Annotated in this window: 23 protein-coding genes and 2 tRNA genes; 14 read left to right on the top strand and 11 right to left on the bottom strand. The window is 69.8% G+C overall.

Annotated features, from left to right (window positions below; translation table 11 throughout):
• Nucleotides 1–4 precede the first annotated feature (4 nt).
• The 3 genes from VHU88_08180 to VHU88_08170 all read right to left on the bottom strand — a co-directional run bounded on the left by VHU88_08180 (nt 5) and on the right by VHU88_08170 (nt 3,596).
• A tRNA-Lys gene (locus VHU88_08180) sits at nt 5–77 on the bottom strand.
• A 58-nt stretch (nt 78–135) separates the two neighbouring features.
• Nucleotides 136–1,311 carry an acyl-CoA dehydrogenase family protein gene (locus VHU88_08175; GenBank protein HEX3611646.1) on the bottom strand — a complete coding sequence of 392 codons (1,176 nt, stop codon included), beginning with the start codon at nt 1,309–1,311 and terminating at the stop codon, nt 136–138.
• 32 nt (nt 1,312–1,343) lie between these two features.
• Nucleotides 1,344–3,596 carry an AAA family ATPase gene (locus VHU88_08170; GenBank protein ID HEX3611645.1) on the bottom strand — a complete coding sequence of 751 codons (2,253 nt, stop codon included), beginning with the start codon at nt 3,594–3,596 and terminating at the stop codon, nt 1,344–1,346.
• A gap of 112 nt (nt 3,597–3,708) precedes the next feature.
• On the opposite strand from VHU88_08170, the gene VHU88_08165 reads away from it, so the two are divergent.
• The 6 genes from VHU88_08165 (at nt 3,709) to VHU88_08140 (ending at nt 11,768) form a co-directional block, all read left to right on the top strand.
• On the top strand, nt 3,709–4,170 hold the full coding sequence (locus tag VHU88_08165; GenBank protein ID HEX3611644.1) for a hypothetical protein: 462 nt from the start codon (nt 3,709–3,711) through the stop codon (nt 4,168–4,170).
• Nucleotides 4,171–4,320: 150 nt separating this feature from the next.
• Nucleotides 4,321–6,846 (top strand): DUF3516 domain-containing protein, encoded by a 2,526-nt coding sequence (locus tag VHU88_08160; protein ID HEX3611643.1) that lies wholly within the window; start codon nt 4,321–4,323, stop codon nt 6,844–6,846.
• A 44-nt stretch (nt 6,847–6,890) separates the two neighbouring features.
• Nucleotides 6,891–7,601, top strand: a complete 711-nt coding sequence (locus VHU88_08155; protein HEX3611642.1) for an RDD family protein — start codon at nt 6,891–6,893, stop codon at nt 7,599–7,601.
• Nucleotides 7,598–8,017 carry a DUF2752 domain-containing protein gene (locus VHU88_08150; protein ID HEX3611641.1) on the top strand — a complete coding sequence of 140 codons (420 nt, stop codon included), beginning with the start codon at nt 7,598–7,600 and terminating at the stop codon, nt 8,015–8,017. Before VHU88_08155 ends, VHU88_08150 begins: the two co-directional genes overlap by 4 nt.
• 339 nt (nt 8,018–8,356) lie before the next feature.
• On the top strand, nt 8,357–9,661 hold the full coding sequence (locus VHU88_08145) for a ferredoxin reductase family protein (GenBank protein ID HEX3611640.1): 1,305 nt from the start codon (nt 8,357–8,359) through the stop codon (nt 9,659–9,661).
• A 316-nt stretch (nt 9,662–9,977) separates the two neighbouring features.
• On the top strand, nt 9,978–11,768 hold the full coding sequence (locus VHU88_08140; GenBank protein ID HEX3611639.1) for a multicopper oxidase: 1,791 nt from the start codon (nt 9,978–9,980) through the stop codon (nt 11,766–11,768).
• 18 nt (nt 11,769–11,786) lie between these two features.
• Here VHU88_08140 and VHU88_08135 read toward each other — a convergent pair whose 3' ends face one another.
• The 4 genes from VHU88_08135 to VHU88_08120 form a co-directional block, all read right to left on the bottom strand.
• Entirely contained in the window at nt 11,787–12,110 is a 324-nt protein-coding gene (locus VHU88_08135) for a hypothetical protein (GenBank protein HEX3611638.1), read from the bottom strand.
• Between the two features lie 242 nt (nt 12,111–12,352).
• Nucleotides 12,353–12,961 (bottom strand): hypothetical protein, encoded by a 609-nt coding sequence (locus VHU88_08130; GenBank protein ID HEX3611637.1) that lies wholly within the window; start codon nt 12,959–12,961, stop codon nt 12,353–12,355.
• Nucleotides 12,958–13,149, bottom strand: a complete 192-nt coding sequence (locus tag VHU88_08125) for a hypothetical protein (protein HEX3611636.1) — start codon at nt 13,147–13,149, stop codon at nt 12,958–12,960. The genes VHU88_08130 and VHU88_08125 overlap by 4 nt, the downstream gene beginning before the upstream one ends.
• Before the next feature lie 46 nt (nt 13,150–13,195).
• On the bottom strand, nt 13,196–13,387 hold the full coding sequence (locus tag VHU88_08120) for a hypothetical protein (GenBank protein HEX3611635.1): 192 nt from the start codon (nt 13,385–13,387) through the stop codon (nt 13,196–13,198).
• A 246-nt stretch (nt 13,388–13,633) separates the two neighbouring features.
• On the opposite strand from VHU88_08120, the gene VHU88_08115 reads away from it, so the two are divergent.
• Complete coding sequence (locus VHU88_08115; GenBank protein HEX3611634.1) at nt 13,634–13,957, top strand: hypothetical protein; 324 nt, start codon at nt 13,634–13,636, stop codon at nt 13,955–13,957.
• 109 nt (nt 13,958–14,066) lie between these two features.
• Nucleotides 14,067–14,351, top strand: a complete 285-nt coding sequence (locus tag VHU88_08110) for a hypothetical protein (protein HEX3611633.1) — start codon at nt 14,067–14,069, stop codon at nt 14,349–14,351.
• Nucleotides 14,352–14,463: 112 nt separating this feature from the next.
• Here the strand turns inward: VHU88_08110 and VHU88_08105 are convergent, their stop codons facing one another.
• Nucleotides 14,464–14,814 (bottom strand): metallopeptidase family protein, encoded by a 351-nt coding sequence (locus tag VHU88_08105; protein HEX3611632.1) that lies wholly within the window; start codon nt 14,812–14,814, stop codon nt 14,464–14,466.
• 82 nt (nt 14,815–14,896) lie between these two features.
• On the opposite strand from VHU88_08105, the gene VHU88_08100 reads away from it, so the two are divergent.
• The 3 genes from VHU88_08100 to VHU88_08090 all read left to right on the top strand — a co-directional run bounded on the left by VHU88_08100 (nt 14,897) and on the right by VHU88_08090 (nt 15,651).
• A tRNA-Glu gene (locus VHU88_08100) sits at nt 14,897–14,972 on the top strand.
• A 137-nt stretch (nt 14,973–15,109) separates the two neighbouring features.
• Nucleotides 15,110–15,376, top strand: coding sequence for a type II toxin-antitoxin system prevent-host-death family antitoxin (locus VHU88_08095; protein ID HEX3611631.1), 267 nt, complete (start codon nt 15,110–15,112; stop codon nt 15,374–15,376).
• Entirely contained in the window at nt 15,373–15,651 is a 279-nt protein-coding gene (locus tag VHU88_08090; GenBank protein HEX3611630.1) for a type II toxin-antitoxin system RelE/ParE family toxin, read from the top strand. Before VHU88_08095 ends, VHU88_08090 begins: the two co-directional genes overlap by 4 nt.
• 5 nt (nt 15,652–15,656) lie before the next feature.
• Here VHU88_08090 and VHU88_08085 read toward each other — a convergent pair whose 3' ends face one another.
• Nucleotides 15,657–15,890: a tyrosine-type recombinase/integrase gene (locus VHU88_08085; protein HEX3611629.1), complete on the bottom strand. Its 234-nt coding sequence runs from the start codon at nt 15,888–15,890 to the stop codon at nt 15,657–15,659.
• A gap of 1,643 nt (nt 15,891–17,533) precedes the next feature.
• Between VHU88_08085 and VHU88_08080 the strand changes: the two genes are divergently transcribed.
• From VHU88_08080 to VHU88_08070, 3 genes are all read left to right on the top strand, one after another.
• Complete coding sequence (locus tag VHU88_08080; GenBank protein ID HEX3611628.1) at nt 17,534–18,022, top strand: peroxiredoxin; 489 nt, start codon at nt 17,534–17,536, stop codon at nt 18,020–18,022.
• 246 nt (nt 18,023–18,268) lie between these two features.
• Nucleotides 18,269–19,261 carry an alpha/beta hydrolase gene (locus VHU88_08075; protein ID HEX3611627.1) on the top strand — a complete coding sequence of 331 codons (993 nt, stop codon included), beginning with the start codon at nt 18,269–18,271 and terminating at the stop codon, nt 19,259–19,261.
• A gap of 200 nt (nt 19,262–19,461) precedes the next feature.
• Nucleotides 19,462–21,072 carry an NAD(P)/FAD-dependent oxidoreductase gene (locus VHU88_08070; GenBank protein ID HEX3611626.1) on the top strand — a complete coding sequence of 537 codons (1,611 nt, stop codon included), beginning with the start codon at nt 19,462–19,464 and terminating at the stop codon, nt 21,070–21,072.
• A 69-nt stretch (nt 21,073–21,141) separates the two neighbouring features.
• Here VHU88_08070 and VHU88_08065 read toward each other — a convergent pair whose 3' ends face one another.
• Together VHU88_08065 and VHU88_08060 are read right to left on the bottom strand one after the other, a co-directional pair.
• The gene (locus VHU88_08065) at nt 21,142–22,272 is read right to left on the bottom strand and encodes a helix-turn-helix domain-containing protein (protein ID HEX3611625.1); all 1,131 of its coding nucleotides are present in this window, start codon (nt 22,270–22,272) and stop codon (nt 21,142–21,144) included.
• 246 nt (nt 22,273–22,518) lie between these two features.
• On the bottom strand, nt 22,519–23,034 hold the full coding sequence (locus VHU88_08060; GenBank protein ID HEX3611624.1) for a plastocyanin/azurin family copper-binding protein: 516 nt from the start codon (nt 23,032–23,034) through the stop codon (nt 22,519–22,521).
• Nucleotides 23,035–23,340: the final 306 nt, after the last annotated feature.

Below are 23,340 nucleotides of genomic sequence, written 5' to 3'. Positions count from 1 at the left end.
GGGGTGGGCCGCCGGGGGATCGAACCCCGAACCCGCGGATTAAAAGTCCGCTGCTCTGCCAATTGAGCTAGCGGCCCGACCGGATCGAGACTATCTGGCCAAGCCCTCCGGTCGGGACAGGCTGCGCCGAGTCGGTCAGGCCCGGGCTCGTTTGGCCACGTGGCGGGCGATCGACATGCGGTGTACCTCGGAGGCGCCGTCGTAGATCCGGAAGGCCCGGATGTCGGCGAAGATCCGTCCGACGACGAGTTCCTCGCTGGTGCCCAGGCCGCCGCACAGCTGCACCGAGCGGTCGACGATGCGGTTGACGGCCTCGGAGACGAACACCTTCGTGCGCGAGGACTCCTCGGTGCCCGGGGCGCCGTTGTCGAGCTCCCAGCAGGTGTGCCAGAGCATGAGCCGGGCGGCCTGCAGCTCGATCTCGTTGTCGGCGATCATCGCCTGCGCCATGCCGAGATCGGACAGCGCGGAGCCGAACAGCTCCCGTTTGACCGCCCGCTGCAGGGCGATCCCGTGGGCCCGGCGGGCGGCGCCGAGCCAGCGCATGCAGTGGGTCAGCCGGGCCGGGGCCAACCGCACCTGGGCATAGGCGAACCCCCGGCCGGCCTCACCGAGGACGGCGTCGTCGCCGACGAACACCTCGTGCAGGGCGACGCGGTGGTGACCGCCAGGCATGGTGGTGTCGATGGTCCGGGCGTGGCCGGTCAGCTGCCAGCCTGGGTTGTCGGTGTCGGCGAGGAACATCGTCGCGCCTGACGACCCGTCAGCTCCACCGCCCCCCTTGGCCATGACGATCGCGAAGGCCGCGCCCTCGGCGCCGGTGATCAGGTGCTTCTCCCCGCTGATCGACCAACCGCCGGCAACCTTGCGGGCGGTGGTGACCAACGCCGACGGGTCGGAGCCGGCGCCGGGCGCCGGTTCGGTCATCGCGAAGCAACTGCGCACGTCGCCGTCGACCAGCGGGATCAGGTACTTCTCCCGCTGCGGGGGCGTGGCGATGACATCGAGCATGTGGATGTTGCCCTCGTCCGGGGCGTGACAATTCATCGCCAGTGGACCCAGCAGGCTGGTGCCCGCCTCCTCCAGCAGCACCGCGGACTCGGCCAACGAGAACCCGCCGCCGCCCAACTCCGTCGGTGCCTGCGGCGCCCACACCATCGCCTCGCGGGCGGCGGCCTGCAGTTCGCGGCGCAGGTCGTCGTCGACGCCGGCGACGAATGCCTCCTGCTCACGCGGGATCACGACCGCCGAGACGAACTCCGCGATGCGCTCGCGCCACTCTGAAACACGTGGCGAGAATGAGAAATCCATGGCCCCTCCCGACCTCGATCTCCGGTCCGCGGTCAGTCCGCGGTGAACGACGAAGGCTTGCCCAGCTCCCGGATGCGAGCCCCCAGGGCCTGCATCTCGGCGTTGGGTTTGGCTCGAGTGACGATCCGGGCGATGCGCTCGGTGTTGAACGCGACTTCGTAACGCTGCGTCAGAAACGCCTTGATGTTGGTTGCCTCACGGTCGCCGAACGACTCCCGCCACTCCGCGATCAGCTCGTCCCAGGTCTTGCCGGGGACGAACTCCTCGGCGGGCAGGTAGCAAATGACGTCCGGCGCGGACAGCGTCTCGAGCCGGATACGGTGCCCGCGCCGCGCCTTGATGGCCCGGGTCAGCAGGTTCTGCATCCACCGCGCCTCCGCGCCGGGCAGCTTGCCCAGCGGGACCAACGCCCGGATGGCGGCCTCGACGCGCCCGGCGGCCATCGCCGCCTGCGCCTTCTCCCACACCGGCTGGATCGTGGTCCGGGCGATGTTGTCGACGACGATCACGATCGAGGCGTCGGTGAAATCCCACAGCAGCCCGGCCGAGGCCAGCGACACCATCTGCTTTGCCCCGCCGACCGGATAGATCACGCTCCACGCGTCGAGGTCATCCGCGAGCAGGCCGCCGAGCACCACCTCGTCGTGCTTGCCCTCGACGATCACGATGCACCGGACCATCTGGAGCAGGTCGGCCGGGGTGAGCCCGAGGTCCTCGCTCATCACCTCGCGTTCGAGTTCCTCGCGCAGCGCCATGTCCATCGGCCGGGCCGCCGCCGCACCCGAGGCGAGCCGGTTCACGTGGACCAGCACCACCCGGCTCGGGTCGAGCAGTGCGGGCGAGTGGGTGGCCACCGCGATGCGCACGCCGGACTCCGCGGCGATCCGCACCAGCGCGTGGGGCAGTTCCGCCTCGGCCCGCCGGTGCAGGCCCGACTCCGGTTCGTCGCACAGGAACGCCACCGGCAGCGAGTCGGCCGAGGCCTGCGAGACCGCCAACGCGCAGGACAACGAGGCCCACCGCTTCTGCGCCGTCGACAACGCCCCCAGTGGAAGTGACGTGCCGTCAGCGAATTGGGCCACCCAGATCGGCAGCGAGCCGGCCAACCAGGCATTCGGGTCGCCCGGCGCGAAGACCAACCGCGGCGCGTCCGGGAACACGTAGCGCAGGAAACGGCTGGCGTCGGCGGTCAAGCCGTCGAGCAACGGCTCGACGTCCGGGTGCAGCACGGTCCCGCCGGAGGCGAACGAGGCCAGCACCCGGCCCGAGGCCGCGCGCAGGATGTGCTCGCGGGTGAGGCGGTCCACGTCGTCGGTGGTGGTCTCGTCGGTGACCATCGCGACCAGTGGTGCGGTGACCGAGGCCACCTCCAGTACCGGGACCGCCGCCCACGAGGGCCACTCGACGTCGGTGACCCACTCCACCCCCCGGTCCAATTTGCTCCGGCCCGGGGTGCCGGTCGGACCGAGGGAGCCGCGGTCGGTGCCGAAGACGTCCCAGATGTCGGACAGCTCGCGCCACGGGAATCCCGAGTTGGAAACCGGCGCGTTCACCGACGCGGGCGGGCCGGGGTCGTCCGCGGACCCTTCCTCGGACCCGGCCCGGTCCTGCTCCAGGATCGCCGCGGACGCCGGCTCGAGCGCCGATGCCGCTGCGTAGACGCTCCATCTGGGTTGCCGGGCCGTTCCGGTAGCCCGCAGCACGAAATGACCGCCCGCGGTGACCTCGCTGATCACGCCTGCGTGGAACCGCATGAAGTCGCCGACGTGCTCGAGCTCGCCGAGCAGCATCTGCTGGGCGGCGAAATGCGCACCGACCAGTTCGCGCAGGTTGGTCGGGCTGTGCTTCTCGTCGACGACCGCGGCGGTGAACGACCGAAAGTCGTCGAGCACCTCGGCGTACTCGTCGCCGGAGCCCTCGTCGAACTCCTCGTCGCGGCGGCGGGCGAAGAAGGCGACCACGTCGCCGCGCAGCCGGTTCAGGTGTTCGCGCATGGCCCGGGCCAGATCCTCGCGCCAGGGGTCACCGGGCAGGTCGAGCCCGGCATCGACCTCGGGCACGCGGACGTGCACCAGGCCCCAGCTGTCCTCGACGCACTGGCCGCGCAGCGTGGCGATCATCGCGGTCAGCAGCCGGGTCTTGCCGACGCCGTTGCGGCCGTAGAGCGCGAGCAGCGGCTCGTGCAACGGAATGTGCACCCGGCCGATGGGCGCCGGCCCGCAGACGGTCACCCCGAGCAGTCGCGCCGCAGTGGGGCCAGGCCCGCGCGTCCTCGTCGACTGCATAGGCGAAGGGTAGGCCAACCGGGCTCCGAGCGGACCTGCCCCTGCCCCGCGGTTCGGGAGCCGCGGCCGCGCCCCCCGATTGCGACCCCGACGCGTCGGGCAACATTGCCGCATGGACCGCAGGTTGCAGGCCGGGCTGGCGGCCGCAACCGTGGCAGGTCTGACCGCGGTCGTCGCGGTCGTCGTGGCCCATTCGCCCCGCCACGAGATCGACCCGACCTCGGTCGTGCAACTCGGCACGGTCGACCAGGGCGCGATCCAGGCGACGTTCCTGGTCCGCGGCGCCGGCTGCCCGGTCCCGGACGGCACCAAGGACAAGGCCGGGCGGACGGTCAAGCAGCCTGAGCAGCGGGTCCACCGACCGGCCGTGCAGTACACGTCGCACACCGTCGACGTCGGCTTCAAGGTCGAGGACCCGGGGTCCTACCGCTGCACGAGTGTCGACCCCGGTGTGGCCTACGCGTTGACGTTCCCGGTCGCGTTGGCCGGGCGCACGATGCGCGACTCCGACCACAGCCCACCGACCCCGTTCCCGATCCAGACCGGGCGACCGTCCCCAGCGCCCTTCCAATGAGCGAGCCTGCGAGCGAATCAATGTCACAGTGCCAGCCACCGCTCACCCGACACACGCGAACGAAGGCGCGCCGATGAGCGAGCCCGCGAGCGAATCAATGTCACAGTGCCAGCCACCGCTCACCCGACACACGCGAACGAAGGCGCGCCGGTGAGCGACCTTGCTGATCGCCTTCCCTCGACCGGTGACCCGGACGCGGTGTTCGACGCGTTCACCGGCTGGGTGGCGAGCACGGGCCTGGAGCCGTACCCGGCGCAGAGCGAGGCGCTGATCGAGATCGCGTCGGGATCGAACGTGATCCTGACGACGCCGACCGGGTCGGGCAAGACGCTGGTGGCCACCGGGGCGCACTTCGCCGCGCTGGCCGACGGACGGCGAACGTTCTACTCGGCACCGGTCAAGGCGCTGGTGTCGGAGAAGTTCTTCGCCCTGTGCGACCTGTTCGGGCCCCAGCGGGTGGGGATGATGACCGGCGACGCCGCCGTCAACCGCGACGCCCCGATCATCTGCTGCACGGCCGAGATCCTGGCCAACATCGCGCTGCGGGAGGGCTCGGCCGCGCAGGTCGGCCAGATCGTGATGGACGAGTTCCATTTCTACGGCGACCCGGACCGCGGCTGGGCCTGGCAGGTCCCGTTGCTGGAACTGACGGATGCACAGTTCCTGCTGATGTCCGCGACGCTGGGCGACGTCACCCGGTTCCAGGAGGACCTGACCCGTCGCACCGGCCGGGACACCGCGGTGATCACCTCGGCGGTCCGGCCGGTGCCACTGCACTTCCGGTGGGTGCTGTCCCCGGTCCACGAGACCGTCAGCGAAATTCTGACATCCCGTCAGGCTCCTTTGTACATCGTGCATTTCACTCAGGCCGACGCGATGGAGCGGGCGCAGGCTTTGCTGTCGGTGCCGTTGTGCAATTCCGCGGAGAAGCAGGCCCTGGTCGAGGCCATCGGCGACTTCCGGTTCACCAAGGGCTTCGGCGCGACACTGAGCAAGCTCCTCCGGCACGCCATCGGCGTGCACCACGCCGGCATGCTCCCCCGGTACCGTCGGCTGGTCGAGCAGTTGACCCAAGCAGGCCTGCTCAAGGTCGTCTGCGGCACGGACACGCTCGGCGTCGGCGTGAACCTGCCGATCCGCACCGTGCTGCTCACTGGCCTGGTCAAGTTCGACGGGCACCGCACCCGAGTGCTGCGCGCCCGGGAGTTCCACCAGATCTCCGGCCGGGCCGGCCGGGCCGGCTTCGACACCGTCGGCGACGTCGTCGTGCAGGCCCCGGAGCACGTGGTGGAGAACGCCCGACGGGTCGCCAAGGCCGGCGACGACCCGCTGAAACTCAAGCGGGTGCAGAAAGTGAAGGCGCCGGAGGGCAAGGTCTCCTGGACCGAGGAGACCTTCGAACGACTGATCCACGCCGAACCCGAGCAGTTAGCCTCCCGGATGCGGGTCAGCCACTCGATGGTGCTCAATGTGATCGCCCGGCCCGGCGACGGCTTCGAGCACATGCGCCACCTCCTGCGCGACAACGATTCCGACCGCAGCGCGCAGAACCGCATGATCCGTCGCACGATCGCGATCGTCCGGGAACTGCTGGCCGCGGAGGTCATCGAACGGCTGGAGACCCGGGATCCGACGGGGCGTCAGTTCGTGGTGAAGGTCGATCTGCAGAAGGACTTCGCGCTCAACCAGCCGCTGTCCGCATTCGCGCTCGCAGCGCTGGACCTGCTCGACCCGGACTCACCGACGCATGCGTTGGACGTCGTCTCGGTGCTCGAGTCGACGCTGGAGGACCCGCGCCCGGTGCTGTTCGCGCAGCAGAACGCGGCGAAGGGCGCGGCGGTCGCCGAGATGAAGGCCGACGGGCTGGACTACGAGGAGCGGATGGAGCGGCTGGAGGACGTCTCCTGGCCGCAGCCGTTGGCCGAACTTCTCGACGCGGCCTACGAGACCTACCGCCGCGGACACCCGTGGATCGCCGAGTATCCGCTGTCGCCGAAATCGGTGGTCCGCGAGATGGCCGAGCGGGCGCAGACCTTCGCCGAGTTCGTCTCCGGCTACGGGCTGGCCCGGTCCGAGGGCCTGGTGCTGCGCTACCTGACCGACATCTACGGCGCGTTGCGCCGCACGGTCCCCGAGGCTGAGAAGAGCCCGGAACTCAGCGACCTCATCGAGTGGCTCGGTGAGACCGTCCGCCAGACCGACTCGAGCCTGCTCGATGAGTGGGAGGCCATGGCCGACGGCGTCGCGCCGCGCGACCGGCGGCAGCGGACCGAGTCCGAGGGCCCCCGGCCGATCACCGCGAACCCACGGGCGTTCGGCGTGCTCGTGCGCAACGCGATGTTTCGGCGGGTGCTGTTGGCCGCGGCGTGGCGCTGGGACGACCTCGGCGCGCTGGACGCCGACACCGGCTGGACCGCCCGGGCCTGGGCGACCGCGATCGATGAGTACGTCGCGCTGCACGGGCCGTTGGCCACCGGGCCGGCCGCGCGCGGTCCGCACCTGCTGGTCCTCGACCGCGAGCCGGACGGCCTGCCCGGGCGGTGGACCGTCCGGCAGATCTTCGACGACCCCGACGAGGAACGGGACTGGGGCATCCGCGCGGAGGTTGACCTGGCCGCCTCGGACGAGCGCGGGGAAGCGGTCATCGAGGTCCGCGACGTCGGGCCGTATCGCTGAGGGTCAGTAGGGTCGAGGCAGGACCCGCCCGAGGGAAGGTGCGCGTGAGCGACGAAGATCCCGACCGGACCGGCCAATCCGGAGCTGAGCGACCCGACGACCCGCCGAACCCGCCGTTCAGCCGCTCTCCGCAGTACGGCGTACCGCCCCAGTACGGCCAGGGCCAGCGACCGTACGGCGACCCGCCGCCGGACTACGGCCCACCGACTTACGGCCCGCCGGCCACCTACGGCCAACCGCCGGGCCAGTACGGCGCACCGCCGCCCGGGGCGCCGCCGTGGGGGCAGCAGCCCTACGGCGCGGGGCCGGGCCCGGGCCTTCCGGCCGGGACCACGGCGGCCGGCCTCGGCGACCGACTGCTGGCCCGGATCATCGACGCGATCGTGCTGCTGCCGGTGGCGATCATCGTCTCGGCACTGACGTTCCACGGAGGGGCCGGTTCGCAGGTCCTCGGCGATCTGGTCGGTCTGGGTGCGTCGGCGGCCTACGAGATCGGGATGATCTCCCAACGCGGCGCCACCGTGGGCAAGAAGGCCCGCGGGATCAAGGTGGTGTCCCTGGTCGACGGTCGGATCCCGACCAGCGCAATTGCCACGAGGCGCTGGGCCGCGGCGACCATCCTGATGGGCCTGGGCACGGTGCTGTGCCTGATCCCCGGCATCGTGTCCGCGCTGTCGCCGGCGTTCGACAAGTCCGATCGCCGCCAGGCCTGGTGGGACAAGCTGGCCGGCACCGTGGTGGTCCGGGCCCGATGACCGGCGCGGTCGTGACTCCGGCGGTCCGCCGCTGGGCGGCGCCGGTCGGCGTCGCGGCCGCGGTGGCCGCCGCGACCATTTGGGTCGCCGTCGTGGACCCGGATCGACCGGGCCATTACCCGCTGTGCCCGTTCCACGCCGGCACCCGGCTCTGGTGTCCGGGGTGCGGTTCGTTGCGTGCGGTGCACGCCCTGACCCACGGCGACCTCGCGGCGGCGGTCCACCGCAACGGTTTGCTGGTCGCCGCGCTGCCGGTCGTCGCGTACGCCTGGGTCGGCTGGTTGAGGTCGCCGGCCGGCGGGCGGAGCGGGGCGCGACTGCGGGTGCGGACCGGCCACGGCTATGCGCTGGTGGGACTGATCCTCGCGTTCGGCGTGCTCCGCAACCTGCCCGGATTCTCGTTCCTGGCGCCCTAGTCCTCCGGCGAGGGTCTTGGGGCCCCGTTCCAGGATCCGCGCGCGACGACCCGTAACCCCGAGGCATACCCATTTGCGCGGGTTCGGGCTGCGCGCGTGCTCCGGACCCGCCCACTGCGCCAAGGATCCGACGTCAACTTGCCAAACGGGTGCCCGGCGCGACGGCGCACGTAGTTCTCGGGCAGCCGTGGCCTTCCGCACTGCCCGGATCTTCCACGACGACTCGGGGGTCGAACGTTGACGGTTTCCACAGCTGATCCCGCGTGGGATGCCGGGAGCGCGACATCGCGCCCCGGGGGACCCGGGTCGGTCAGGCCGACCAGGCACGAGGTCGTCCCGGTGCTCGTGGTCGCAGCGGTCCTGGTCGCGTTGGTGGCGATCACGCTCGGCTGGTGGGCGGACATCCCGAAGATCGCGGCCGGGTCGAGCAACAGGTTGACTGCGGCCGGTCGCCTGTTCGGCCTCTACGGGGGATTCCTCGCAGGTCTCGCCGTGCTGCTCATGGCGCGGGTGCCATGGTTGGATCGCGCGGTCGGCACGGATCGACTCGCTCAGATCCATGCCCTGGTCGGGCGCAGCGTCCTGGTCGCGCTGTCCTGTCACGCGGTGCTGATCGTGGTCGGCTACGCGAAAATCTCCGGGTTGGGGGTGCCGGCCCAACTGCGGACGCTGTGGGACCACTACCCGCACGTCCTGGCGGCCACCTTCGGATTCGGCCTGTTGGTGCTCGTCGGCGTCACCAGCGCACGGGTCTCCCGGTCGAGATTGCCCTACGAGGTCTGGCACCTGGTGCACCTCGCCACCTACGTCGCCATCGGGCTGGCCTTCTGGCATCCACTTGCTGTCGGCACCGACTTCCGCGGCCACCCCGCCCACCAGTTGCTCTGGAAGGGCTGGTTCGTGGCCGTCGGCACGGCGCTGCTCGTCTTCCGTTTTCTCACCCCCGCCGTGCGCGCACTCGTCCACCGCACGGCGGTCGAGGAAGTCCGGGTCGAGTCCGCCCACGTGGTCACGATCCGCATGACGGGTCGTCACATGCACACCTTCGGCGGGACGGCCGGTCAGTTCGTGCGCGTCCGGTTCCTAACCCGCGGCTGCTGGTGGCAGTCCCACCCGTTCTCGATGTCGACTGCCCCCACGCCGGACGCCGTCCGCGTCACGGTCAAAGCCTGCGGGCGGCATACCGCTGCCCTGCCTGGACTTTCCCCGGGCACCCGCGCGCTGCTCAGCGGCCCCTACGGCGGTCTGGTCGCCACCCGACGCACCCGTCCCGGGGTCGTGCTGATCGCCGGCGGCATCGGCATAACCCCGATGCGGGCACTGTTCGAGACCCTCCCCGCCGACGCCGGACGACTGGTCCTGCTCCACCGGGCCGGCCGTGAGGAGGACCTGACCCTGCGCGCGGAACTCGAGGAGCTGGCCGAGAAACGCGGCGGCACCGTGCACCACCTGTTGGGCCCCCGACCGACCAACCCGGAGGACGAGCCTCTGGGCCCGTCCGGCCTGGCGCGGCTGGTCCCGGACATCGCCGAGCGCGACGTCTTCGTCTGCGGACCACCCGCGATGATGCAAGCCGTCGCCCGGGCGGCCCGCTCGCTGGGCGTACCCCGCCGCTCGATCCACTGCGAACGATTCAACCTGTGAACCCGGCGAACTGACCCACCGTCACGTACGGCTCGACCGGATTTGTTGACATGTCATCCATCAAGGCCTAGGTTGAAGTTGACATGACAACTACTGTCCGATCGGTGACTACGCCCCTGCTCCCCGGCGGAAAGCAGCAGGGTGTTCTGACGGTCCGTCGCGCATGTCCGCGGGGTTGGTCCGCGCCTGCGGTGGATCGTCGCACGTGAGCTGGACCGCGCCGACGGGCCATGGCATGGCCCGTTCAGGATCAATGGGTCCTCTCGCCCGCTGAGGAGTTCGAGTCGCCCGTGCTGCCCACGACAGGGATCGATCGGTGAAGCGGCCGGCAGTACCGGCGCAGACCGGCGTCACCAGGCGGCGGTTCCTGGGCTCGTTGGGGGCGGCCGGGGCGGGGTTCCTGTTGGCGCCATCCGCGGCTGCGGCTCGGCCGGTCGGTCGGGATCGTCTGCCCGCGGTCGTTGATCCGCTGTACCGGCAGCCGATCGCCGATCCCAATGCCATTCCCAGGTTCGTCCAACCGTTGCTGGTACCGGCCCAGCATGGGCTGCGGATGAACGCCACCGCGGGTGGCAACCATCGGCTGGTGATGGCACAAACGATCCAGGACGTGCTCGGGGTAGGTCTGCCGACCCCGGTTTGGGGCTACGGTCGGACCGCGGCGGCCGCGAGCTACCCAGGGCCTACCGTGGTGGCGCACCGCGGTCGCCCGATCAACCTGGAGTGGTCCAACAGCCTCCCGCGACAGCATCTGGGCCCGGTGGACACCACACTGCACTGGGCCTTCAGCCACAACGACCTGTCGATCGCCGAGGCCGGCGTCCCGGCGGTGGCGCACCTGCACGGTGGCCACGTGGAGGCCGCTTCCGACGGCGGCCCGGAACAATGGTTCACCGCCCGGGGCGACACCGGCGCAGCCTTCGTCTCCACGACCTCCCGCTACGACAACAGTCAGGAAGCGGCGACCCTCTGGTACCACGACCACACGCTCGGGATCACCCGGCTCAATGTGTACGCCGGGCTGGCCGGGTTCTACCTGCTGCGCGACGACCACGAGACCGAGCTGATGGAATCCGGTGGGCTGCCCGCCGAGCAACACGAGGTCGAACTGGTCATCCAGGACCGCACCTTCTATCCCGATGGCCGGCTGGCCTACCCCGACCTCTCCTCACCGCTGCCGGGGCGGCGCGCCGGGCCGTCGCAGTTCGTGGACTTCTACGGCGAGGTCATCCTGGTCAACGGCCGGGCCTGGCCCCACCTGCGGGTCGAACCCCGGCCCTACCGGTTCCGGGTGCTCAACGGCTCCGATTCCCGCGTCTACGCCCTGGCGATCACGCCACCGGCCGGTCCCGCGGCGACCATGGTCGCGATCGGCACGGACGCCGGGTTCCTCGAACACCCCGTAGCGCTGGGCGAGCCGCTACTGCTGTCCCCTGGTGAGCGGGCCGACATCGTCGTGGACTTCAGCAACTTCGCGGGCCGGACGCTGACGATGCGCAACCTCGCCGCGGCCCCGTTCCCGCTGGGGCTGCCGCCGAGTCCGGCCACAGCCGACGTCCTGCAGCTACGAGTCGACCTACCCCTGGACCGGACGGCGCCGCCGATCAGTTTCCCGCCCAGGCTGCGCTCGGGGCCGTTCGCGGTGCCTGGCCCGGCCGTGGTCACCCGCCGGCTCACCCTGGGCGAGCGCCTGGACGAATACGGTCGGATCCAGAACCTGCTCGGCACAACCGAACTGGGCCACCTCACCTATCGCGACCCGGTCACCGAAACACCGCGGCTGGGCGAGGTCGAGGTGTGGGAGTTCTACAACGACATGGAAGTCGCCCATCCGATGCATCTGCATCAGGTCGCCTTCGAGGTCCTGGACCGGGCACCGTTCACTGCCGTGAGCGACCCGGTGACCGGCGCCCTGCACAACATCCAGATCGGGCCCGGCAGGCCCGCGCTGCCCCAGGAACAGGGTCCGAAAGACACCGTCCTGGCCTACCCCGGCGAGGTGACCCGCATCCGGGTCCGCTTCGACCGGCCCGGCGACTACGTGTGGCACTGCCACAACCTGCCCCACGAGGACAACGAGATGATGCGGCCCCTGCGGGTCCGATGACCCGACCGGGGAGTCCGGTTACCGGCCTCTGGTGCCGCTTTCCCAGCCGACGCCGGCGGTGTGGGCAGGCAGCCTGTCCTGGACCCGCCGGTAGCGTTCGACGGTCTCGCGCAACCGTTGCGGGTCGCTCGACGTCAAGTCGACGGCGGCTCGCACGGCCGCCGCCCGCTCGGCCTGCAGTGCTGCGATCAGGACCGGATCGTGGTGGCAACGTGATCGCTCGGTGGCGATCCGGGCACCTTGCAGGGCGATCACGTGGCCCAGCAGGTCGATCGCGGTCGCGTACTCGAAACTGGGTGGGGGTGAGCCGGGAAGACCCGGCGACATTGGCGCCGTTTCCATCAGCGGAAGCTAATCGCGGCAGGTTTCCGGCTTGTTGCAGACCGCGTGTCGCCACGCCGGGCCCGGACAGTCACCCCGGGGCTGGATCCGTGGCCCGCGAACGGTGTTCACATCCACGTACCGGGCCTGAAACAACGCCTCGCCAGGATCGTGGCGCCGACACTCCCCGACGGCCGGACGCCGCATCGGCCGCCGGGGGAGTCGGTCCAAATCGTCCTACTGGGCTGGAATCCGGCCCAGGCTCAGATCGCTGGGGCGAGGGTCGCCAGTCGAGTGGCCAACCACGGTTTGCGGCCCCAGGCCAGCAGTCCACCGGTGGGGAGCGAGCGCCACGTCGGCACGCGCCGCCAGCGCGCCAGCAGCATGGCGGCGGGGTCGGCGGACAGGTAGGCATCCGCCTTGCCGGTGCGGTGTCCGGCGTCGATTCGGGCCCCGCCGGCGGCGGTGAACTCGACGAGGTAGTTCCGCCCGCCGCGGATGCGCAGTTGCAGGTGCCCGACTCCCGGGCTGTCGTCGGCGGCTCGGCGGGCGAGCACTGGCAGCACGAAACCTTCGACGACGTAGCGGGCGTGGTCGGGGTCGACGCGCCAGGGGCGGCGGTGGGCGCGGGCGATGTCGTAGGCGTGGGTGATGGTCTCGTTGAGCAGGTGGCAGGTGAACGTGGGCTGGGTGAACCGGACGCCATGGATCATCCACTGGTTGGCCTGTTCCGGGTGCCAGTCGGCACAGGCGTTCAGGTAGGCCGCGGCAGCGCGGTCGATCCGGTCGGCGACGGCGGCGAGGTCGGGGTCCCAGCAGGCCTTGACCGCTGCCACCGTGAATTTCGCGAGCTCCTGCGGGGTCTGGATCATCGCGGTTGCATCCGGCGGGAGCAGACCCGGCAAGGCGGCCCGCACGGCGTCCAGGTCGCCGGCGCCGGCGCGGTGGGACGACGCACGGTGCGCAGCATCGTGGTCAGCCGGGTGGTCTCGGACTGCAGAGCGGCCCGCGCCAGAGCCCAGTCGACCCCGCCGTCGACGGGGCCGGTGCGGTTACTCACCGAGGTCCCTCGATCGGACCGCCGGGTGCCGGTTCGGCCTCGACGCTCAGCACCGGACCAAGCGCTCGAGTTCATCGCGCACCTTGCCGGCAATGATTTCCACGCCGACCACCTGCGCCGGGGTGCGGGAGACCTGCGCGGCGATCCGCTCGGTGCTCAGGCCACTGCGGCGCAGTTCCTCGACGATGTCGGCCAGATCCCAGAAGGGCAGCGACATGCCAACGTCGGAGCCGAACACGATGCCTCCCGCCGGGACCGGATCGTTGGGGCCCAGCGCCCCGGCACCATGGTGGCGGTCGAATGTTACAGCCGGGAAAATCATGGACGCGTGATTCGCTGGTGACTGGTGGGCCCACGTCGCAACGCCGTGTCCTGGGTCCGTAACCGGAGGACATATCCAACGGTGTGAGAGCCCCGCCGTGCTTACCCCGACGGGGCTTCTGGACGAATCGCCGTTCCATTATTGGAAGGATTGGAATTCAAGATGGACATGCATTCAATCTGGTTCAGGACCCGCAGAGTCGCGACGGCATGCCTGCTGACCGGTGGACTGTTGGGCGCGGGTGCCACGACCGCGGGCGCGGCCACCGCCCCGACCACCACCCCTGCGGTTGCACCCGCCCACCACGGAGGCGGGGGCCACGGCGGCTTCGGCCGTGGCGGCGGCTTCGGCCGTGGCGGTGGCTTCGGCCGTGGCGGTGGCTTCGGCCGTGGCGGGGGCTTCCGTGGCGGTCATTTCGGCCGGGGCTTCGACCGTGGCGATTTCTACGACGGTTGCGACGACTACTGGGACGACGGGTGCTACTGACCGCCCAACTTCCCCGTTCGGCGCAGCAACCGGGAATTCGTGTGCTGCAGCAGGTTCGTCAAATCCGTCGGTCATTCCGCGAGGCCCCGCTGGGCAGGAGGCACCAAAGTTGAACCCGTTGGCCCTCACCCTGGCGGTCTCCCTGATCGCCGTCGTACGAGCAGGCGACGACCCGCCACCCGACTACTGCAAACAGGACCCGGATTGGTACCTCTGCCAGCACTATCACCAGCGGCCGCGGTCCGCCGCGCCCGCGGCCGAGGTGGACCCCACCGGGAACCGCGACCCGGGCCCGGCGACCACGGCGTGGTCGGCGCCGAGGTGGGAGTGGATCACTTCGGGGGTGCCCGAGCATCTCGGCACGGTTGGCGGTGAGGAGCCCGTCAGGGTGTGAGTCGGGCCTGCTGCGCGAGACGGCGGTAGCCAGTCAGCTACCGGTGACCTCGGCTCGCCGGCAGGCCCACAGTTCGGTGAACTCCGCGCTGCGTAGGGCGGTTCGCTGCGCCCTAGTCATATCCGAGTTCTTCGAGGCGCTCGTCGGAGATCCCGAAGTGGTGCGCGATCTCGTGCAGCACGGTGATCCGTACCTGCTCGACGACCTCCTCGGCCGACGAGCACATCCGCAGCAACGGTTGGCGGAAGATCGAAATTCGGTCCGGCAGCACCCCGGTGTACCAGCGGTCGCGTTCGGTGAGCGGAATCCCGTCGTACACCCCGAGCAGGTGCTCCTCGCCGGGCGGCGGGTCGGCCTCGACCACGACCACCACGTTGTTCAGCACCTCGGCCAACTTGTCCGGCAGCAGGTCAAGAGCGTCGGCAACCAGGTCGTCGAACTCTGCATCGGAGATCTGCAGCACGGCCCCATTCTGGACGGCCGAGTCCGGCCCGGCGACCGACTCGCCTATGCTTGCCCGGACCTCGGCTCGCCGGGTCAGGCCCGCCCTCATCGTCTAGGGGCCTAGGACGCCGCCCTTTCAAGGCGGTAGCACGGGTTCGAATCCCGTTGGGGGCACCAGTTCGGGCGAACCCTGCTCGCAGACTTCGCGAGCCGGGTCACGCGTCAGTTCATTGCGACGCTCCGCGTCGCTTCGCGCTCGGGGCCCGGGCGCCGATCTCGGGGCGCTTGTGGGTGCCCAACGGTACGGTGCGTTCATGGTGGAGGGCTTGAGCATCCCGGAGGCAAGTTCCCGGCTGGAGGAGATCGTCCAGCGGGCCCGAACGGGCGGACACGTGCTTCTGACCGAGGGCGACACGCCGGTGGCCGCGATCGTGGGCATCGACACGTTGCGCGAGCTGCAGCGCGTCCAGGACGACGCTGACATCGCGCTGTGCCTGCGTAGCGAGGCCGACCCGTCGCCCCAGTTGACCCACGAGGAGTTCATGGCGGCTCTCGACGCCGGGGACGCCGCCGCTTCATGAGCTACACCGTCGTCTGGACCAATCCGGCCATGACGGAGTACCGGAAGCTGCGCAGTCAAGACCGCCCGGCAGCGACGACGGTCGGCGACGCCGTGCGGGCGTTGGCGATCGACCCCCGGCCACCAGCGAGCGGACAACTCGGGACCACCGAGTTCCGCCGCCTGCGGGCCGGTGCCTTCCGGATCCTCTACCGGCTGGACGACGAGGCATCCACGGTCGTCATCGAGCACCTGGGACGGATTCCCGCGGACGAGCCGAGTGCCTGGCCGCATTGAGCCACTCAGCCGGTCCCGGGGTCGGCCCGGTCAGTGATCGAAGCGCGGATCGGGTACACGCGAGCCGAAGCGAGCGCAGCCGTGGCGGCGGCGTCGAGGCGGTCGCCGAACACGTGCCCGTAGAGATCGAGGGTCATCGGCGCCGACTTGTGGCCGAGCATCTGCTGGACGACCTTGACGTCCGCGCCGGACGTGATTGCCAGGTCGGCTGGGGTGTGACGCAGTTCGTTGGGGTGCAACCCCAGGCACGCCGACCGGATCGATGCGACCGCCGAGGAGATGGGGCGCTTCTTCGACCACCTGCGTCAGGTCGGGATCCGGCGCCTGGTCGCCGAGCAGCTCAACGATCCCGACTACACCTTTCCGCCCCCGAAGAGCCGTCGCAAAGCGCCGGGCCGGCTGACCACCTGTACTAGATATCGCCCGGCAACCGTGTCCGGGCCGGCGCCGCGTCCGGGCGGGCCGGTCCGCACCCAGGACGAGGCCGGTGAACTGGTGCGCCGCGGAGTCCGATGCGCCGGCGGACTGGCTCGACGAGCAATCCCCCATGCCGTGGGTGTCCTCGGTGCTGGTGGAGGTCGAGTTGGCTCGCGCGCTGCGGCGCACCGAACCGGACCTGCTCGCCGGGGTGCCGGCGGTCCTGGCGCGGGTTGCACGTTATGAGATCGACGATGTCGTCCGCGCGGCCGCGGCTGCGCATCCTGACCCGGACCTGCGCAGCCGGGAGGCCATCCACCTGGCGACTGCGAGCGCCATTTTCGGGCCCCAGCTGGTCGCGTTCGTCACCTACGACCCGCGTCTGTCGAGGCCGCGGCGAGCATGGGTCTGCCGATCGCCGGTCCGGCCGGTCCGCAGCCCCACTGACGTAGAACGCGGACCGCTTCGGGGGCGGGTCGGCGGCGCGACGTTCACCGGGCGATGCCGTGGCCTTCGTCGCGGTCACGTCCAAGGGAGTGCCCGGTGCCGAACCCGGCCAGGGTGTCGACGGGTCGGGGCGAGGCGAGTTCGGTGTCGGCTCGCTGCCAGGTCAGGGCTTGGCCAAGGCGCCGGATTTCCTCTCGGTTCAGGTTCCTGACGCTGGATCAGATCGGCCGGTACGGGGCGACGCCGGGACGCGAACCGCGGTAGGTCCGCGTGCTCCGCACGCGCCTCGGTGAGTTCCCGCAGGTGGTACTGGTGCCCGCTTTCGGCTTGTGCGAGTTCCGCTCGGCGTTGGGCGAGCGCCGCGTGGTGCCCGGCCGCCGCCGACCTTCCGACAGGGCCCTTGACCGAGGCCGAGACAATTACTTTCCTGGCGGACAACGGCACGAGGCCGGAATGATACCCCTCGGTAATACCGGTATTGGTGCACCAGACAATCCGGTACCGCGCGCGTGCTCGCCGTATTGCGCCGAGCGCCGATAAAGGCCGGGTCGCTTGCGATCGTGGCCGGTGCGATCTCGGTCTCGACGGCCTCGTCGCTCGCGCGGGTGCCGCAAGCGGTCAAGGCGACCAGCAAACCGAGAACGACCAGGACCCCGATCCCCGGTGGGGACAGGTCTCCGGGAGGTGTTCGCGGCTCGGCCCGCGAGTTGTGGTCGGGAACCTTGAAACAGAATGCCCGCAGCGTGCAGCGGAGGAAACGGTAGCGGTACATATTCCATTTAGCGTTCAGAAAATTTCGATGCCGACGGTGCATCACGTCATGAGCCGCATCTCGGGGGGTCACTCGCAGCAAGTGTCGACGTCGGTGGCACGGTTCGTGCCGATGAAGTTCAGCCGCGCGCGTCTGATGCACAGGACGCGCGGTCGGCAAGCCACTCAGCAGCTCAACCGAGCCGCCACCGCGGTCGCCGCGGAGGCCGAAGAAATCGCGTTAATTAACAACGATCAGGAGAGCGACATGACGGTTGCGGTTGGCGACAAGATCCCCGACGTCGAGGTGAAGGTCCTCGGTGCTGACGGGATGCCCACGTCGGTGAGCACCGGCGAGGTCCTGGGCTCCGGCAAGGTCGTGCTCTTCGGCGTTCCTGGTGCGTTCACCCCGGCGTGCAGCAAGGCCCACCTGCCGGGCTACGTAGCCGGGGCCGACGCCCTGGCCGGCAAAGGCGTCGACACGATCGCCTGCATCGCGATCAACGATGCGTGGGTACTGGACGCGTGGGCCGACTCACAGGGCGCCAAAGGCATGATCACGATGCTGGCCGACGGCAACGGAACCTTCGCCGAGGCGATGGGCCTGGCCTTCGACGGCTCCCCGTTCGGGCTGGGCAAGCGCTCGTTGCGCTACGCGGCAGTCATCGAGGACGGCGTGATCTCCCGACTGGAGGTCGAGGAGAACCGGAGCAACGTCGCAGTGTCCTCCTGCGCCAACGTCCTGTCCGGACTCTGAAGGGCCCGACGAAGGCATCGCGTATCGTCCGTCCCGGACTGGTCCGGACACGGGGCAACGTCAAGGGTCCGACGCATCGGTTGACGGGCGCCGGCAGGGTAAAGTCCGGCAGAACAAGTTGCCGCGCCATCACGGCCATCAGGTGAGCAGGGGCCCATGCACAGGCCAGCCGGCACAAGCCTCCTGGCTCTCCTCCTGTTCGTGGCCGGCCTCCCGACCGCCTCGGCGGCAACCCAGCCGGCGGGCGTGTCGACCAAGTCGATCCCGGTGACGTTCCACGTCGTCAACACGAACACCTCCAAAGTGCCGTGCCTGTCCGACGGGCTCAGTTACGACGTGGTCGGCCGCCTCACGGGTCCGAGTTCGGTGCTCGAGAAAGGCCCGATGACGGCCGCGACGCTGTACCTGCACGGTGACGGCGTCGACGAGAGTCTCTGGAACTACCGCCGGGTGCCGGGCTACGACTACGCGACCGAGATGGCACGGCAGGGCCAGATCTCGGTGACCATCACCCGCCTCGGCTACAAGGGGAGCGGAAAGCCCGACGGCAACAAGATCTGCCTGGGTAGCGAGGCCGACGTAGCGCACCAGATCGTCGGCCAGCTGCGCAGCGGCAGGTACCAGCTGCACCCACCTGACGATCACGACGGGACCGCTCCCGGTCTGCCGATCCAACGGATCGCCCTGGCGGGCCATTCGGCGGCCGGTTTTGTCGCGATGGCCGAGGCTTACTCGTACCAAGACCTCGACGGGCTGCTCGTCGTGGCTTCGGGCGAGTTCGTCTCCCCGCGCGTGCCTGAGGCCGTGTCGGAACAACAGGCGCGCTGCACCTCCAGCACTGACGGGTACGCACTCATCGAGGGCACCGACGATGAGGCCGCGACGGATTTCTTCCACGACGCGGACCCGGTGGTGATCGCCGACACTGTCGCGCACCGCCCACGAGATTCGTGCGGCGGGCTGCTGAACTCCCCGCTGGATTTCGTCGCCGACGCAGCCCTGCTCCGCACGATCCGCGTCCCGGTCCTGGTGGTCGCCGGCGAGCAGGACGCCTTCTTCCCGGATCCGGAGTCGCAGGGGAAGCTGTTCAGCGGCAGCCCGGACGTCGTGGTTTCCAGACTTCCGGACACCGGCCATGCCATCACCCTCGGCCACTCGGCCCCGACCTTCCGCGCTCTGATGGCCGAGTGGCTTTACGACCATATGGTCGACAAGCCCATCATCGCCGACACCGAGTAACTCCCGGCGCCGCGAATACGGTGAAGACATGCGCAGATTGATTCGAATATCTCCTCGGCGGTCCTCGTCCAGCTGAACGATGTCGGGTTCCAGTTCGAGGTCTTGACCAGCCCGGCAGGGAATGACAACCTGCCCGGCGGGCCGCCGGAGGGTCGCACCACGGGTTCCTTGCGCAGGCCCGCCTGGGGCAGGATCGGGTCGTGGGTGCATTCGATGCGATCGTCATCGGGTCCGGTCCGAACGGCCTGGTCGCCGCGAACTTGCTCGCCGACGCCGGCTGGGAAGTCTTGGTGTTGGAAGCACAGGACGCGCCCGGCGGGGCGGTGAAGAGCGCTGAGGTCACGGCCGCGGGCTTCGTGAGCGACCTTTTCAGTTCGTTCTATCCGTTGGCATTGGGCTCCCCGGTGTTGCGGGACCTGCACCTCGAATTGCACGGGCTGTCCTGGTGCCATGCAGCCGCGGTGCTGGCCCATCCCCTGCTTGACGGGCGGACCGCCGTGCTGAGCCGGGATCTGGCCACAACGACCCGGTCCGTGGCCGAATTCGATCCCCGGGATGCCGCGGCCTGGCAGAGCCAGGTCAGCCGCTGGGAGGAATTGGCCCCCTGGCTGGTGCAGACGTTGATCACCCCGTTCCCGCCGGTGCGGTCCGGCGCCGGCCTGGCCCGGCGACTCGGGGTTCGCGACGGCCTGCGCTTCGCCAGGTTCGCGACGCTGTCGATGCGCCGGTTCGCTCAGGAGAACTTTCACGGCGAGGGCGCCGCACTGCTGATGGCCGGGAACGCCATGCACACCGACCTGGGCCCGGAGGCGGCCGGTAGTGCCGTCTTCGGCTGGTTGATGTCCATGCTGGGTCAGACGGTCGGGTTCCCCGTCCCGAAGGGCGGCGCGGGGGCGTTGAGCGCCGCGTTGGTGCGCCGTTTGGAGTCCGCGGGCGGAAGTGTGCGGTGCGGATCCCCGGTCAGCCGAGTGGTGGTCCGAGACGGGCGAGCGGTCGGTGTCCACTGTGGAGGGGAAACGCTGCGCGCTCGGCGCGCGGTGCTCGCCGATGTCTCGGCGCCTGCCCTCTACCTGGGCCTGCTGGGTGGCGCGTTGTTGCCGTCGCGGTTGCGCGCGGACCTCGAGCGTTTCGCCTGGGACGACGCCACCGTGAAGGTCGACTGGGCGCTGTCCGGTCCGGTCCCGTGGACCAATGCTGACGTGGCCGGCGCCGGCACGGTCCACCTGGTCGGCGGCCTCGACGACATCTCCCACTTCGCGCATTCCCTGGCACTGGGATTCCTGCCCGCCGATCCCTTTCTGTTGTTCGGCCAGATGACCACTGCTGATCCCTCCCGCTCGCCTGCAGGTACCGAGTCGGCCTGGGCCTACACCCACGTACCGGCCCGGCCGCGTGGCGACTCCGCCGGGGTGTTGTCCGGCGGTTGGGGTGAGCCCACGATGCGCCGTGGCTTCCTCGACCGGATCGAGGCACGGGTTGAGCAATTCGCGCCGGGATTCCGTGACCTGGTGATGGGTCGTCACATTGCTTTCCCGCCCGACCTGGAAGCGGCGAACGCCAATCTGGTGGACGGCTGCATCAACGGTGGGACCAGCGCCCTTCACCAACAATTGATCCTCCGGCCCACGCCCGGACTCGGGCGACCCGAGACACACGTCGCCGGACTCTTTCTCGCGTCGGCCTCAGCCCATCCGGGCGGCGGAGTGCACGGCGCGTGCGGAGCGAACGCAGCGCGTGCCGCTTTGCGTTCGCGCACCAGCGGACGCTTTGCTCTTGCCGCTACACGGGCCCTGGCCGGCCCGACGAAGTGAGCGTCGCGCCACGCCCCGAGCACGCGCGGCGAACTGCATCGACAGTCCTTCGTCGGCGATCAGGGGCGATCACCTCGAATCGCTGTTCGGGGGCACCACTTCACCGGGTAGCTCGGTACCGCGGCGGTGGATCGCCAGCTCGGTCTCCAGCTCAGCGATGCGGCGTTTTGCCGCAGCCAACTCCACCTGCTGGGCGCTGGACAGCCCCGCCTCGACACGGTCGATCCGGTCCTGTCGCCGCCACACGTAGATCGTCTGTGCGCAGATGCCCAGATCGGCCGCAACCGCTGCGACGCTGCTACCTGCCTCCACCCGGTCCAGCACTTTCCGACGGAACTCCGCCGGATGTCCTCGCCTGGACACACGGCCCTCCTCGAAGTGATCAGGTGGTGCAAGAACCTGGTTACCCGACTCCGGGAAAGCGAGTTCGCCCGACAGGCATGCTGTGATCGACAATCCAGGACCCGGGTCGGCCCGCCAGGCGTGCAGGGTCTCGAGTTGGGTGCAGGGCCATCGCCAGACGGACAGCTGGACGGGTCGGGGGTGTTGTTGACTCAGGTGCCGGCCGAAGGCGCGGGCCTCGCTGAAGCCGATCGCGGTGTCCGAAAGGCGGAAGTGGATGGTGCCGTGGCCGGACTCGGCGACCAGGACCGGCCAGGTCTGAGCCGGTGGCGGTGGGTGACCGGTCGTCCGTACGTCGGGCGGGGTGATCGTGTGACAGCTCAGGAGCAGGGCGCAGGGACCGCCGGTGGCGGCCGCTGAGGCCAGGTGCCATCGGTTCAGGTAGTGGTCGATCATGTCGGCGGGCAGCCATTGACCGGTCTCGATACGGATGATCTCGACGAGGCTGCGACGGGTCCACAGGTGACCGTCCAGGCCCAATTGAGATGGGTGGGCGAAGCGCATCAGGCGCAGGAGCGTGAGCTCCTGATCGAGGGTCAGCATCGGTGCCGGCACCGTCGAGTCGGCCTGCGGCCGATATCGGCCGATATCGGCCGATACGCCGGACTGGTAGGCCCGCGTCCAGATGCCGACGGTGCGCCGGGACACGCCGAACCGACGCGCAGCCTCCAATTGCGTCAACCCGCCACGTACGGCGACGATGACTTCCCGGCGTAGTTCCACGCGCGCACGGGGGGACAGGCTTCGTGCGTCCGGTGCCCCGAAAAGGTTGAGCACCCCAGTCGTGTGGTCGGTCATGATCCAGGCTCGCGATCGCGGGTGAGCGCGCCGGTCCAGGGCGCGGCCGCGGCTCGGGGTCGCTCGACGTGGTAGGGCGTCAAGGTGCAGTCCACGAACAGGTCGGTGGTGTCCTCGGCGTTCGAGGGTTGCAGGCCTGCTGCGAGTGGCCGCCGTTGGTCGAGAGGTGGTTCAGCACCTCGTCGCCCGAGTACCTGGCTCGCGCTGAGGGGATCGAGGCCGGGGCCCCCGGCCTCGCCGATCGCTTCACCTGTGGGCACGCCGGTTCGCGGCGATCGGCAGGCCGGTCACACCCGGGATCGTCGAACCGCCGGGCTGGGTGGGCTTGGCCGCCGGTGGTGCTGCGGTGGTGTGGTGCTGCTGCGCAGGCATCTTGGCCCCGGGTACCGCTTTGCCGACGACATTGACCGTCAGGTACATCGCTGGGTGGAAGCGGCAGACGATGTCCCACTCGCCGGGGAAATCGAACTTCCAGGTGAACTGCTGACCGGGTTGAATGTCCGGGGAGTCGATCTCGTCGCCGTTGCCCTGAACCACACTGTGCGTGGTGTCGTCGGTCTCCTTGTTGGTCCACACGACGGTGTCGCCCGTCCTGATCTTGAGGTCGGTCGGGTTGAACGCGACGAACCTCTGCATCACCTGATAGGTCTGGGCCGGAACCGGCTTGTCCTGCGGTCCGGTTCGCGCCGCGATGGCAGACGGCACGGCGAAGACCGTTGCGACGGCCGTCACGGCTGCGGTCGCGGTCACCGACATCTTCATCTCAGTTCGCTCCTTCGCGGGAGTTGCGCCCCGGCGCGGGGCGTTGGAGGGATTGCGATTCGTCGCGGAGGCAGCGAGAAACAGCCCCGGGCTCGGGGCAGCCTGCCGGGCACCGGATCCACTGCGACCGTCTTGAGGAGTACGAAGTGACGCGTCATCAGGAAGTCCCGATCAGGAGCCGGGGCGCCGGTCCTCGGCCACGTCCCCGGCGGGGTTCACCGCGGGCGCGACCACGCCGTTCGCCGGGTAGACGTCGAAGAAGCTGACCATTCCGGTCATGCCGTTCTTGGTCTCGGAGTGCTGGAA

The organism is Sporichthyaceae bacterium, assembly GCA_036269075.1.
Classification (GTDB): domain Bacteria; phylum Actinomycetota; class Actinomycetes; order Sporichthyales; family Sporichthyaceae; genus DASQPJ01.
This window is presented reverse-complemented; position numbering and strand designations above follow the sequence as displayed.

Excerpts from the sequence above, each read along its gene's own strand:
- VHU88_08170 (HEX3611645.1), bottom strand. The coding sequence starts at position 3,596 with ATGCAGTCGACGAGGACGCGCGGGCCTGGCCCCACTGCGGCGCGACTG.
- VHU88_08150 (HEX3611641.1), top strand. The coding sequence starts at position 7,598 with ATGACCGGCGCGGTCGTGACTCCGGCGGTCCGCCGCTGGGCGGCGCCG.
- VHU88_08065 (HEX3611625.1), bottom strand. The coding sequence starts at position 22,272 with ATGACCGACCACACGACTGGGGTGCTCAACCTTTTCGGGGCACCGGAC.
- VHU88_08175 (HEX3611646.1), bottom strand. The coding sequence starts at position 1,311 with ATGGATTTCTCATTCTCGCCACGTGTTTCAGAGTGGCGCGAGCGCATC.
- VHU88_08165 (HEX3611644.1), top strand. The coding sequence starts at position 3,709 with ATGGACCGCAGGTTGCAGGCCGGGCTGGCGGCCGCAACCGTGGCAGGT.
- VHU88_08095 (HEX3611631.1), top strand. The coding sequence starts at position 15,110 with ATGGTGGAGGGCTTGAGCATCCCGGAGGCAAGTTCCCGGCTGGAGGAG.
- VHU88_08060 (HEX3611624.1), bottom strand. The coding sequence starts at position 23,034 with ATGAAGATGTCGGTGACCGCGACCGCAGCCGTGACGGCCGTCGCAACG.
- VHU88_08115 (HEX3611634.1), top strand. The coding sequence starts at position 13,634 with ATGGACATGCATTCAATCTGGTTCAGGACCCGCAGAGTCGCGACGGCA.
- VHU88_08130 (HEX3611637.1), bottom strand. The coding sequence starts at position 12,961 with ATGATCCAGACCCCGCAGGAGCTCGCGAAATTCACGGTGGCAGCGGTC.
- VHU88_08090 (HEX3611630.1), top strand. The coding sequence starts at position 15,373 with ATGAGCTACACCGTCGTCTGGACCAATCCGGCCATGACGGAGTACCGG.
- VHU88_08080 (HEX3611628.1), top strand. The coding sequence starts at position 17,534 with ATGACGGTTGCGGTTGGCGACAAGATCCCCGACGTCGAGGTGAAGGTC.
- VHU88_08135 (HEX3611638.1), bottom strand. The coding sequence starts at position 12,110 with ATGGAAACGGCGCCAATGTCGCCGGGTCTTCCCGGCTCACCCCCACCC.